This is a genomic window from Bradyrhizobium sp. AUGA SZCCT0222, assembly GCF_018130205.1.
In the GTDB taxonomy this organism is placed as follows: Bacteria; Pseudomonadota; Alphaproteobacteria; order Rhizobiales; family Xanthobacteraceae; genus Bradyrhizobium.
This window is the reverse complement of sequence record NZ_JAFCLX010000001.1, coordinates 106,408-119,049: the sequence shown is the minus strand read 5'-3', so window position 1 is coordinate 119,049 and position 12,642 is coordinate 106,408. Positions and strand designations below refer to the sequence as shown.

At 63.1% G+C, this 12,642-nt stretch carries 9 protein-coding genes; all 9 read right to left on the bottom strand.

Features of this window, described 5'->3' with window-relative positions:
- Positions 1-25 precede the first annotated feature (25 nt).
- Entirely contained in the window at positions 26-1,090 is a 1,065-nt protein-coding gene (locus tag JQ629_RS00635) for a branched-chain amino acid ABC transporter permease (protein ID WP_212410421.1), read from the bottom strand.
- Positions 1,091-1,117: 27 nt separating this feature from the next.
- A complete protein-coding gene (locus JQ629_RS00630; RefSeq protein ID WP_212410420.1) occupies positions 1,118-2,020 on the bottom strand; it encodes a branched-chain amino acid ABC transporter permease in 903 nt (300 codons plus the stop codon).
- A 9-nt stretch (positions 2,021-2,029) separates the two neighbouring features.
- On the bottom strand, positions 2,030-2,827 hold the full coding sequence (locus JQ629_RS00625; RefSeq protein ID WP_502752155.1) for an ABC transporter ATP-binding protein: 798 nt from the start codon (positions 2,825-2,827) through the stop codon (positions 2,030-2,032).
- A 14-nt stretch (positions 2,828-2,841) separates the two neighbouring features.
- The gene (locus JQ629_RS00620) at positions 2,842-4,773 is read right to left on the bottom strand and encodes an AMP-dependent synthetase/ligase (protein ID WP_212410419.1); all 1,932 of its coding nucleotides are present in this window, start codon (positions 4,771-4,773) and stop codon (positions 2,842-2,844) included.
- Positions 4,774-5,193: 420 nt separating this feature from the next.
- Positions 5,194-7,218, bottom strand: a complete 2,025-nt coding sequence (locus JQ629_RS00615) for a sensor histidine kinase (RefSeq protein ID WP_212410418.1) — start codon at positions 7,216-7,218, stop codon at positions 5,194-5,196.
- Positions 7,211-8,596 (bottom strand): sigma-54-dependent transcriptional regulator, encoded by a 1,386-nt coding sequence (locus JQ629_RS00610; RefSeq protein ID WP_212410416.1) that lies wholly within the window; start codon positions 8,594-8,596, stop codon positions 7,211-7,213. The genes JQ629_RS00615 and JQ629_RS00610 overlap by 8 nt, the downstream gene beginning before the upstream one ends.
- A 117-nt stretch (positions 8,597-8,713) precedes the next feature.
- Positions 8,714-8,929: a formate dehydrogenase subunit delta gene (locus JQ629_RS00605; RefSeq protein ID WP_212410415.1), complete on the bottom strand. Its 216-nt coding sequence runs from the start codon at positions 8,927-8,929 to the stop codon at positions 8,714-8,716.
- Positions 8,919-9,749, bottom strand: coding sequence for a formate dehydrogenase accessory sulfurtransferase FdhD (gene fdhD / locus JQ629_RS00600; protein WP_212410632.1), 831 nt, complete (start codon positions 9,747-9,749; stop codon positions 8,919-8,921). Before fdhD ends, JQ629_RS00605 begins: the two co-directional genes overlap by 11 nt.
- A gap of 2 nt (positions 9,750-9,751) precedes the next feature.
- On the bottom strand, positions 9,752-12,631 hold the full coding sequence (gene fdhF, locus JQ629_RS00595; protein ID WP_212410414.1) for a formate dehydrogenase subunit alpha: 2,880 nt from the start codon (positions 12,629-12,631) through the stop codon (positions 9,752-9,754).
- Positions 12,632-12,642 lie beyond the last annotated feature (11 nt).

Sequence of the window (12,642 nt, the reverse complement as noted above, 5' to 3'; positions counted from 1 at the left end):
CGCGTTGCGCGCTGGCTGGTCTGCCTCAGTGCTTGAATGGCCATAGCCGCAACCTCTCTTTCGTCAGTTGCCAAAGCCGCGCCAGCCCGAGCGGTTCGAAGATCAGGAACATGATGATCATCGCGCCGAAAATGACCTGCTCCAGCGCCGACGTGATGGTGGCATCGACCGACTTGCCGAAGACAGTGTGGAAAAAGATGTTGAGGAAGATCGGCATCAGCAAAATGAATCCTGCGCCCAGGAAAGAGCCCATGATGGTGCCGAGGCCGCCGATAATGACCATGAAGAGAATTCGGAACGACAGATCGATGGCGAACGCCGAAGGCTCCACCGTCTGCAGATAGGCGAACGCAAACAGCGCGCCGCCCACGCCGCAATAGAACGAGCTGATCGCGAAAGCCTGCAGCTTGGTACGCAGCAGCGACAGGCCCATCACCTCGGCCGCGACGTCCATGTCGCGCACCGCCATCCAGCCTCGCCCGATGCTGCCGCGCGCCATGTTCTTGGCCAGCAGCGCTAGCACCGCGACGATCGCCAGCACCACCCAGTATTTTTCACGCGGCGTTGCGAAGTTATGGCCGAACATCACGATCGGCTGCGCGGTGATCACGCCCGCCGGGTCGTAGTTCTTGAACCAGCCGAACTTGTCCAGCGCCCAGACGATGAAGAACTGCGACGCCAGCGTCGCGACCGCGAGATAGAGCCCCCTGATACGCAGGCTCGGCAGGCCGAATACGATGCCGACCAGCGCCGCGCACACGCCGGAAAGCGCCACCGCTACCACGAACGGAATGCCTTCGACGCGCAGGATCAGATTGTAGCAGGCGAACGCGCCGACGGCCATGAAGCCGGCCGATCCAAGCGAAAGCTGGCCGGCATAGCCCATCAGGATGTTTTGCCCGAGCGCCACCAGTGAAAGCACCAGCCACGGAATCAGGATCGCGCTCAGCCAGTAGCTATTGGCGACGAACGGCAGCAGCACCGCCGCGATCAGCATGACGAGGATGCCGATGCGATCCTGACGCAGCGGAAAGATCTGCGAGTCCTGCGCGTAACTGGTGTGGAATTGTCCGGCTTCTCTGTAGAACATGAACGGGAGTCTCCAGGTTGCGCGACGTCAAACGCGCCGGATGATCTTTTCGCCGAACAGGCCTTCGGGCCTGATCAGCAGGAACAGGACGGCAAGCATGTACGGCGCCCAGCCTTCGATGCCGCCGCCGAAATACGGGCCGATAAAGACCTCGGCGATCTTTTCGACTGCGCCGACGATCAGGCCGGCGAGGATGACGCCCGGCACCGAGGTGAAGCCGCCGATGATCAGCACCGGCAAGGCTTTCAAAGCGACCCATACCAGCGCGAACTGAACGCCGCTGCGCGCGCCCCACAGCATGCCCGCAACGAGCGCGACGACGCCGGCCGTCGCCCATACCAGCATCCAGATGTGCTTCAGCGGAATGCCGATCGACAGCGCCGCCGCGTGGTCGTCCGCGACCGCGCGCAAGCCGCGCCCGACCTTGGTGTGAGAAAACAACAGCGCCAGTATCACCACCATGATGCCGGCGACTGCGGCCGCCGTGATATCGAGCTGGCTGATCAGCATGCCGGTCTGGTCCATCAGCCAGATGATCGGCTCGTCCCGGATGCCGAGATCCAGGCGCCGCACGTCGACGCCCCAGGCCAGCTGCGCCACGCCTTCGATGACGAAGGCGAGGCCGATCGTGGCCATCAGCAGCGTGTCCTCGCTCTGGTTCACCAGCGGGCGCAGCACGAAGCGCTCGGTGCCCATGCCGACCAGCACCATCACGCCGACGGTCACCGGCAACGCCGCCCAGAACGGCAGGCCGAGCTCCATGAAGCCGACAAAGGACAGAACGGCAAAGAACACCATCGCGCCTTGCGCGAAGTTGAACACCGACGAGGCTTTGTAAATGAGCACGAAGCCGAGCGCGACCAGCGCGTACATGGTGCCTGAAAGCAGACCGCCGACCAGCACCTCGAGGAAAAACCAAAAATCCGGCATTGCGCTTCCTCAGTGTGGGACGCCGAGATAGGCGTCGATGACGTTCTGGTCCGAGCGCACCTCTTCGGGCGTGCCGTCACCGATCTTCTTGCCGTAGTCGAGCACGACGACGCGGTCGGAGATGTCCATCACCACGCCCATGTCGTGCTCGATCAGCACGATCGTGGTGCCGTAGTGATCGTTGACGTCGAGGATGAAGCGGCACATGTCCTGCTTCTCCTCGATGTTCATGCCGGCCATCGGTTCGTCGAGCAGCAGGATTTTCGGCTCGGCGGCCAGCGCACGGCCAAGTTCCACGCGCTTTTGCAAGCCATAGGGCAGACGCGACACCGGGGTCTTGCGGATGTGTTCGATCTCGAGAAACTCGATGATCTCCTCGACCGCTTCGCGGCTCTCGGCTTCCTCGCGGCGGGCCCGGGGCAGTTGCAGGGCGACCTCGAGAAAGCCGGCATGCATACGCAGATTGCGGCCCGCCATGATGTTGTCCAGCACCGACATGCCCTTGAACAAGGCGATGTTCTGGAAGGTCCTGGAGATGCCGAGCTTGGCGGCGTCCGTCGGCTTCATGCCCGCCAGACGCTCGCCCCGAAGGGTGATGCTGCCTTCCTGAGGAACGTAGACGCCGTTGATGACGTTGAGCATCGAGCTCTTGCCGGCACCGTTCGGACCGATGATCGCCCGCACTTCGTGCTCGAGCACATTGAAGCTGATGTTGGTCAGCGCCTTGACGCCGCCGAACCGCAGCGAGATCGAGTCGAGCTCGAGAATGGGTTTGCCGACGGGAAAGGCGCGTTGCGACGTTTGCAGGATGGCCGAAATGTTCAAGCTGCGCTCCTGATTTTCCCTGAGGCAACGACCTTCGCGTCGCGGATCTTGATGTCGGCCTGACCGCCCTCGACATCGATGCGTACGTGACTGCCGCCTCCGTACATTGCGTCCACCAGCGTGCGGTGGCGTTCGGCGATCACGCCGCGGCGCAGTTTGCCGGTGCGCGTCAGCACGCCGTCATCGGCGCTGAGCTCGCCGTGCAGGATCAGAAAGCGGTGGACCTGCGAATTCGCCAGCGCGGGCTCCTGCACCAGATCGGCATTGACCCTGGCGATGCTGTCGGCGATCAGCGTGTACACCTCGTCCTGCGACGCAAGGTCGGCGTGGCCGGTGTAGGAGATGCTCCGCTTGTCGGCCCATCTGCCGACGGCGGCCATGTCGATGTCGATCAGCGCGCAGACCATGTCGCGCCGATCGCCGAAGGTGACCGCTTCCTTGACGTAGGGACTGAACTTGAGCCTGTTTTCGATCGGCTTGGGGGCATAGGCGGTGCCGTCGTTCAAGGCGCCGATATATTTCATGCGGTCGATGATCCGCAGATGCCCGTCATCGCCGAGATAACCGGCGTCGCCGGTGTGGAACCAGCCCTCGGGATTCCTGGCCTGCGTGGTGGTTTCGGGGTCGCGGTGATATTCCATGAACATCCCGGGTGAGCGCACCAGGATTTCACGCTGCGCCGTGAATTTCAGTTCGACGCCGTCGGCCGCCGGCCCCACCGTGTCCGGCTTGACCTGTCCGTCGCGTTGCATCGCCACGAAGAATCCGGTCTCGGTCGAGCCATAGAGCTGCTTCAAATTGATGCCGAGCGCGCGGAAGAAGGCCACCAGCGCGGGAGCGATTGCGTCGCCAGCCGTGAAGGCCACGCGCACTTTGCTCATCCCCAGGACGTCGCGCAGCGGACCGTAGATCATCAAATTGCATAGGGTGGTGGTGAGACGGTCGCCCAGAGAGATCGTCTGGCCCGTCGAGGTCTGCGCGCCGACGCGATGCGCCACGGCCATGCCGGCCTGGTACAGGCGTCGATTAAACCCGCCCGCGTCCTCCATGCGCATGGTTACCTGCGTCAGGAGGGCTTCAAGCACCCGGGGTGTCGCCAGGAAGTAGGTCGGCCCCATCTCGCGCATGTCGGCGAGCATGGTCTCCGCGGATTCGGGACAGCAAACGCAGTAGCCGACGACCATCGGCTGGACGTAGCTGAAGAAGGTCTGGCCGATCCAGCCCGGCGGCAGGTAAGCCATCGCGACGTCGGTGTCCTTCAGACTTTCCGTCGCCGCGGCGACCCGGGCACGGTCCATCAGCGATCCATGGGTGAGGACGACGCCTTTGGCGGCACCGGTCGTGCCCGAGGTGAAGAACAGGAAGGCCGCGTCCTGGCCGCTGCCGCGCCCGGCCTCGGCCTGCAGTTCGCTCTCCTTCGTAGCGGCGAGCTCCCGGCCCTGCTTCAAGAGGGCATCGTAGCTGACAAGCTCGGGCCGGTCGTAATGGCGCATGCCCCGGTCTTTGTCGTAGACGATGCTGCGAACGGTCGGGCAGCGCGGCAGAATCTCCAGCAGCTTGTCGACCTGTTCCTGGTTCTCGGCGAAGATGTGGGTGATCTCGGCGCTCTGGACCGGAGCAACCATCTCGTCGGCCGTCGCATCCTGATAAAGGGGCACCGCGATGGCGCCGAGCCAGTGCGCCGCGCACATCGCGGTGTAGAGGCGCGGCCGGTTGTCGCCCACGAAAGCGACATGCGCACCGCGCTGCAGGCCTCGCGCCGACAGCGCCGCGGCCAGCGCCGCCGCCTCGTCAGCCAGTTCGCGCCACGTCACGGTACGCCAGATGCCCCGCTTCTTTTCCCGCAGCGCAGGACGCTCACCGCGTTCCCTTGAATGACGAAGGAGAAGCTGCGGGAACGTATCTGGTCTTACGTTTTCGGTCGCCATCTATTGGTGTCCTCAATGCCTGGCCATTTGGTGATCCGCCTGCCCGCCGTCGCGAGCGCGCAGGCAAGACTCATCGCGAATTCGCGATGAGCGAAAACTGCTGAATACGACGATGGATTTGGTTCACGGCTCGCTGGCCAGGCGCCGCAGCATTTGCGCGGCGCGATCGCCAGCTAAGGTCACGCGCGAGCAACCGCGCCCGACCCCGCCGGCTAATTTCCAGTCGATTGTTTTTGTAACGACATGCAGATCCCCCCAGATTTTGCAGCTCGAGGTGCAATGCACATGCCCCCGGCTTTTCATCTTAGGAGCAACCGCCGTGCCAATCGGGCGATCCAGCAAATTCAAATAGTTAGGAGAGATGATTGGGATGACCGGGACATAATGTCCTGACCGAGAGGACAAATTGTCCGTCGGGCTTCAGTTGGACTCCGGCAGCCAGACCGTGAATGCGGTCCCCTTCCCCGGCTCGCTTTCGACCGAGATCTTGCCGCCCTGCCGCGTTACCAGCGTCTGGCTGATGGACAGCCCAAGACCGGTGCCTTCGCGCCGCTTTGTCGTGAAGAACGGGTCGAAGACCCTTTGCATCACTTCCGGCGCCATCCCAACGCCAGTGTCGATGATTTCGATGGCGAGGCCCGGTCTGTCATCGATATCCGTGTCGGATGTCCGAAGCGTCAGCATGCCCCCGTCGGGCATGGCGTGGATGGCGTTGACGATGAGATTGACGACGACCTGCTGCAGTTCCGTCCGGTTCATCAGCACGAGCCGGGAGGAACGGTCGTCCCTGACCACGACGATCCTGGCCTTGTTCAAGAGGTGGCGGACCAGCGGCAGCGAATCCGAGATGACATTGTCCGCGGCGTGGCGCTCGACGTAACCGGCATATTCCTCCGGCTTGGCGAACTGCAGCAGCCTGCTCACGATCTGGCTGATGCGGTGAATCTGCTCGTCGAGCAGATTGAATTCGGTTCGTGCGAGGCTTGCCTTGTCGCCCATCAGGTCACGGATGACGTCCAGATTGCCCTGCATCACCGCGATCGGGTTGTTGATCTCGTGCGCGACGCCCGCGGTGACCTCGCCGATCGTGGCGAGCTTTTCGGAAACGATCAATTGCTTGGTCGTGGCTTCGAGCTGCCGGTTCGCCAGTTGGAGTTCCCGGGTGCGCTCGTCGACCCGTGCATTGAGTTCCTCGTTCCATTCCCGAAGCTGACGATCCCTTACCTGCAGCCGATTGAGCAGACTGTCGAGATGCGACGCCACCACCCCGATCTCGTCATTAACGACGGGAAGATCGGTGCGCGCGCCGAGATCGCCGCTTTCGACCTTTTCGATCGTATCCGTCATCCGCTCCAGTGGTTTGAAGATCGCGCGCGCCCAGCGAAGGAAAATCGGCACGATCGCCGCCGTGATGGCCAGAAACGCGATCAGGATGATTGCGAGCGTGGTATATCGGGCCTTGATGAACGGGGCTTCGAGAAACCCGACATAGAGCATCCCGACCCGCTTGCCATAGCTGTCGATGATCGGCTCGTAGGCCGAGATGTACCAGTCGTTGACGACGAAGGCGCTGTCGAGCCAGGTCTTGCCCTGGTCCAGCACCGTCGATCGCACCGCACTGGACACCCGCGTGCCGAGCGCGCGTCGGTCCTCGAACAGGCGCACATTGGTGGTGATCCGCACATCGTCCAGGAACAGCGTGGCCGTTCCCTGACTTCCCGCCGGCAAGCTCGCCGCGCGATAGACCAGGTCGTTGATGGTATCGATGAACACGAGGTTCTGGTTCAGCAGCAGGCCGCCGACGAGCGCCGCCTGCTGCCGACCATTCAGAGAAACCGGGCTGGCCGAATGGACCACCATGCCGCGGGTTTCCGCGTCCCGGTCGGTCGGGACCGCGTTCGGGGTCGGTACGAGTTCGAGCCTCGCCCGCTCCGCAAGTCCGCGCGCGATGTCGCCGAGTTCGCTATTGGCAAATATGTCGATCGCGATTGAAGGCGTGCCCTTCAGGGCAGACACGACAACCGGCCAATCGTTCCGGATTGACGCCGATGCAATTTTAGGCGCCGACGACATGATCTTCCCATCACCGTCCGCCAGGTAGAGAAAATCGAGGCCCAGCGCTTTTCGCCTGTCCTCGAGCAACGCATCGAGGTCTGCACTGTTTTCCGCGGCGACGACGTCGCGAAAACGGGCGGAGAGACCGAGCGCCTGCAGGTGCTCGCTGGTGTATTCGAGGATACGGGCCAGGTACTGATGGGCAATGGTGAGATCGCCATTGACCTTCGAGATCAGCGCCGCGTTGAATTTTTCGTTCCACCTGATGACGGCAACGCCAAGCAGCAGCGGGAGGATCACCAGCATCGGCAACAGCGCGATGGCGAGGAGGCGGAAGCGGACCGAGCGTCCCCGAACGGGTGACAGCGTGTTTTCGGGTCGCTTAAGCATTCGACAAGGCGAATTTGCGATCGATCGTCTTGCGTGAAATGCCGAGCCTGCGGGCAGCTTCATCCTTGTTGCCGCCGGTCTCTCTCAGCACGGCCAGGATATGGCGCCGCTCCATTTCAGCAAGGCTGTCGGTGCCGGGCGTTTCGACGGCGTTGCCGCCGAAATCGTCGGGGAATTGTCCGAGTATCAACGTACGCTCGATGACGTTGCGCAACTCGCGCACATTGCCTGGCCAATCGTACCTGGCAAGCGACGCCCTCACGGAATCGCTGATCACGACCTGCGGCATGCCCAGTTGCTGCGAGAGCTTGCGCATGAAAACCGTCGCCAGCGTTTGCACGTCGTCTTCGCGGTCCTTCAATGGCGGCAGACGGATCTGCATCACGTTGATCCGGAAGAAGAGGTCGGCCCGGAAACGCCCCTTCTCCACCTCCTTTTCCAGCTCCGCATTGGTCGCGAAGATGAACCGCAGATCGACCGGGACCTCGCGCTCGGAGCCGACCGGACGCACGCGGCGATCCTCCAGCACACGGAGCAGCTTGCTCTGCATCGCCAGCGGCAATTCGCCGACTTCGTCGAGAAACAGCGTTCCGCCCTGGGCATGGGTGAACAGCCCGGCGCGGCTTCCCTTGGCGCCGGTGAAGGCGCCTTCCAGATGGCCGAAAAACTCGCTCTCCATCATGTCCGGCGGAATTGCCGCGCAGTTCACCGGCACGAATGGCTTGTCGGCCCGGTCCGATAGCGAATGGAGCGAGCGCGCCGCGACTTCCTTGCCGGTGCCCGACTGGCCGGTCAGCAGCACCGAGGTGGGCAACGGCGCGACGCGGGCGAGTGTCTCGCGCACGCGCCGGATCGCCGGCGATTCGCCAAGCAGCCGGTCGCGCAACAGGATGTGATCCGAAGTCGACCTGAGCTCGTAGCGCAGCACGTAGTTTTCGCGCTGCAGCCTGTTCCGCTGCAGGCACCTTGCGACGGCGTTCAGTATCTGGTTGGAGCGGAACGGCTTCAGCACGAAGTCGACAGCACCGGCCTGCAAGGCGCTGATCGCCGTTTCGAGATCGGCGAAGGCCGTCATCAGGATCGCATCGGCGAAGAAGCCGATCGCGCGCTGCTCGGCCAGCCAGTCGACCCCGTGGCGGCCCGGCATCACGTTGTCGAGAATGACGACATCGAAATAATTGGCGTCGAGCTTGCGGGATGCCTCCTCGGTATCGGCGGCTTCCTCGATGCGCTTGCACAGCGGCCCGAGCGTGCGCACCAGAAAGTTGCGCATGCCTGGTTCGTCATCGACCACCAGGATCGACGCCTGCGCCAGCCACGGTCCAAATTCGGGATCGCCCAGCTTCTCCTGGCTTTTCCGCGCTGCTTCCCCCCGCAAAGAATTCCCCCCGGCCTCCTGCTTTTTTTACACCTTAGCCGTGCCGGTCCGGCACGTACAGGTGGTGTCCTTCATCACAAAGCAGGATGGGTCCGGCTGATCCGGGAGTGACGTTACTCAAGAACCGGTCTTCAGCGCCTCGATCGCCTTCATCACGTCCGGATCCAGTCCTGTTCCTCCAGTGTCGAGATGGGCCAGGATCGCGCTACGCATCCTCGGATCCCAGAACTTCCTGATATGATCGGCAATGCCCGGTACCGCCTTGTCGTGGCCCTGGCTCTGGAAAAACTTGCCAATCTGATTGGCCATGTAGATCAGCCGGTCAGGCGACATGGGCGGCTTCCTCAGTGGCGACGCCGGCGCTGATCCGGCCAGGATGGGTGAAGACTTCGAACCCGTCGCTACGGGCAATGGCGGCAAGCGTGATGCCGGCGGCATCCGCCGTCCGCACCGCCAGCGCCGTCGGCGCGGAGACGGCAACCATCAGCGGCGCGCCCATCGCCGCGGCCTTCTGCACCATCTCGACCGAGACGCGGCTGGTCAGCAGCACCATGCCTTCGTCCGCGGAAATCCCATCCTGCGCCAGTGCGCCGACCAGCTTGTCGAGCGCGTTGTGACGGCCGACATCCTCACGCAGCGCAACATTGCCGCGTGCGGGGGTCCAGAACGCCGCGGCATGAACCGCGCGGGTCTCGACATTGATCTTCTGCAAGGGCGGCAGGCTCTGCATCGCCGCCATGACCTGTTGTGGCGAGAATGATCGGCCTTGCGCGACGACGGCCGTCGGACGGACCGCCTCCGCGATGGAATCGATGCCGCACAATCCACAGCCGGTGGGCCCTGCAATATGCCGCCGCCGTTCGCTGAGCTGGTCCGCTTTCGATTGCGCCAGCCACATTCGCAGCTCGATGCCGTCGTCGAGGAAAACGATGTCGAGGGATTCAATCTCCCGAGGCGATCGCACAATCCCTTCGCTAAGGCTGAAGCCAACAGCAAAATCCGCAAGATCCTGCGGCGTCCCCATCATGACGGCGTAAGTCCCGCCATTATAGGTCAGCGCGAGCGCGGTTTCCTCCGGAATGATCCTCGCGCCCTCGCTCTGGCCACTGTCACGCCAGACAAGACGATCCACCATGCGAACCGGGTCGTGCATGGTCACTCCGCGGCTTCCACGACCGGCGCAATGCGACGCGAATGACGGGCCTGCTCGTCATAGGCCTTTTGCCAGTCCGACGGACCGTTCGACGGCGAGATCTGCACCGCTGTGACCTTGTATTCCGGGCAATTGGTCGCCCAGTCCGAATAGTCCGTCGTGATGACGTTGGCCTGCGTGTCCGGGTGATGGAAGGTGGTGTAGACCACGCCCGGTGCTACCCGATCGCTGATCTCCGCCCGCAATGTGGTCTCGCCGGCGCGGCTCTTGAGCCGCACCCAGTCGCCGTCGCGCACGCCACGCTGCTCGGCGTCGTGCGGATGAATTTCCAGCAGGTCCTCGCTGTGCCAGACGACATTGTCCGTGCGGCGCGTCTGCGCACCGACATTGTACTGGCTGAGGATGCGGCCGGTGGTCAGCAGCAGCGGGCAACGCGGCCCGGTGCGCTCGTCGGTCGGGATGTATTCGGTGATGACGAACTTGCCCTTGCCGCGGACGAAGCCGTCGATATGCATGACCGGCGTGCCCTCCGGCGCCTCCTCGTTGCAAGGCCATTGCACCGAACCGAGTTCTTCGAGCCTGGCGTAGGATACGCCGGCGAAGGTCGGCGTCAGTGCCGCGATCTCGTCCATGATCTGCGACGGGTGATCATAGTGCATCTCATAGCCCATCGCCTTGGCGAGGCCGAGGGTGACTTCCCAGTCGGCGAGGCCGTTGCGCGGCGTCATCACCTTGCGAACGCGCTGGATGCGCCGCTCGGCATTGGTGAAGGTGCCGTCCTTCTCGAGGAAGGTCGATCCCGGCAGGAACACATGGGCGTAGTTCGCGGTCTCGTTGAGGAAGAGATCATGCACGATAACGCATTCCATCGACGACAGCGCCGCCACCACATGCTTGGTGTTGGGGTCGGACTGCAGGATGTCCTCGCCCTGCACGTAAAGGCCCATGAAGGTGCCTTCGATCGCGGCGTCGAACATATTGGGAATGCGCAGGCCCGGTTCGGGATTGAGCTTGACGTTCCACATCGCCTCGAACTGGTCGCGGACCGCCTCACCGGAAATATGGCGATAGCCGGGCAGTTCGTGCGGGAATGAACCCATGTCGCAGGAACCCTGCACGTTATTCTGGCCGCGCAGCGGGTTCACGCCGACGCCGGGCCGGCCGATATTGCCGGTCGCCATCGCAAGATTGGCGATGGCGATCACGGTGGTGGAGCCCTGGCTATGCTCGGTGACGCCGAGGCCGTAATAGATCGCGCCATTGCCGCCGCTGGCGAACAGCCGCGCCGCGGCGCGCAATTCCCTGGGATCGACGCCGGTCATGATCGCGGTTGCTTCAGGGGAGTTCTTCGGCTGGGCGACGAATTCAGCCCAATCCTCGAACTCGCTCCAGTCGCAACGCTCGCGCACGAAAGCTTCATCAGCAAGGCCCTCGGTCACGATGACATGCGCCAGCGCGGTCAGCACGGCGACGTTGGTGCCGGGCATCAGCGGCAGATGGTGTACCGCCTTGAGATGGGGAGCCTCGACCATGTCGGTGCGCCTGGGATCGATCACGATCAGCTTCGCACCCTGACGCAGCCGCTTCTTCATGCGCGAGGCGAACACGGGATGCGCGGCCGCCGGATTGGCGCCAATCACGATGATCACATCACTATGTTCGACCGAATCGAAGTCCTGCGTCCCCGCGGACGTGCCGAATGTCGTCGACAGGCCGTATCCGGTCGGCGAATGGCAGACGCGGGCGCAGGTATCGACATTGTTGTTGCCGAAACCGCCGCGGATCAGCTTTTGTACGACGTACACATCTTCATTCGTGCAGCGGGATGAGGTGATACCGCCTACGGCGTCGCGGCCATACTTCTGCTGAATGCCTTTGAACTTGGCGGCCGCGAAGCTAAACGCTTCATCCCACGACACCTCCTGCCAGGGATCGTCGATGCTTTCGCGGATCATCGGCTTGAGAATGCGTTCCTTGTGGGTGGTATAGCCCCAGGCGAAGCGGCCCTTGACGCAGGAATGACCGCGGTTCGCCTTGCCGTCCTTGTACGGCACCATGCGCACGACTTCCTCGCCGCGCATTTCCGCCTTGAAGGTGCAGCCGACACCGCAATAGGCACAGGTGGTCACGACCGAATGCTCGGGCTGGCCGATCTCGATCACGGATTTTTCCGTGAGCGTCGCGGTCGGGCAAGCCTGCACGCAGGCGCCGCAGGACACGCATTCGGAGCCGAGGAAACTTTCGCTCATGCCGGGCGACACCCGGCTGTCGAAGCCGCGGCCGGAGATCGTCAGCGCGAAGGTGCCCTGCACTTCCTCACACGCCCGGACGCAGCGCGAGCAGACGATGCACTTCGACGGGTCGTAGGTGAAGTACGGGTTGGACTCGTCCTTCGGCATCCATGCGTCGTTATCGCAGCCATGCGACTTGGCGAACACATGGTTCTCGCCTTCATAGCCGTAGCGCACGTCACGCAGGCCGACGGCGCCGGCCATGTCCTGCAATTCGCAATCGCCGTTGGCGGCGCAGGTCAGGCAATCCAGCGGATGGTCGGAGATATAGAGCTCCATCACGCCCTTGCGGAGCTTCTTCAGTCGCTCGGTCTGGGTGTGGACCACAAGGCCATTCATGACAGGCGTGGTGCAGGATGCCGGCGTGCCGGCGCGGCCATCGATCTCGATCAGGCACAGGCGGCAGGAGCCGAAGGCGTCAACCATGTCGGTGGCGCAGAGTTTCGGAATCTGCGTACCGGCTTCCATCGCCGCGCGCATGATCGAAGTGCCCTCGGGCACAGTGACGCTGTTGCCGTCGATGGTCAGCGTGACCATCGTCTCGGATCTGGAGCGCGGTGTTCCAAAGTCGATTTCATGGATCAATGACATTGCGCCCTCTC

Bases quoted from the DNA above. Each gene is read 5' to 3' on its own strand.
- JQ629_RS00615 (WP_212410418.1), bottom strand. From the start codon at position 7,218: ATGCTTAAGCGACCCGAAAACACGCTGTCACCCGTTCGGGGACGCTCG.
- fdhF (WP_212410414.1), bottom strand. From the start codon at position 12,631: ATGTCATTGATCCATGAAATCGACTTTGGAACACCGCGCTCCAGATCC.
- JQ629_RS00630 (WP_212410420.1), bottom strand. From the start codon at position 2,020: ATGCCGGATTTTTGGTTTTTCCTCGAGGTGCTGGTCGGCGGTCTGCTT.
- JQ629_RS00605 (WP_212410415.1), bottom strand. From the start codon at position 8,929: ATGTCGCCTGACCGGCTGATCTACATGGCCAATCAGATTGGCAAGTTT.
- JQ629_RS00620 (WP_212410419.1), bottom strand. From the start codon at position 4,773: ATGGCGACCGAAAACGTAAGACCAGATACGTTCCCGCAGCTTCTCCTT.
- fdhD (WP_212410632.1), bottom strand. From the start codon at position 9,749: ATGCACGACCCGGTTCGCATGGTGGATCGTCTTGTCTGGCGTGACAGT.
- JQ629_RS00635 (WP_212410421.1), bottom strand. From the start codon at position 1,090: ATGTTCTACAGAGAAGCCGGACAATTCCACACCAGTTACGCGCAGGAC.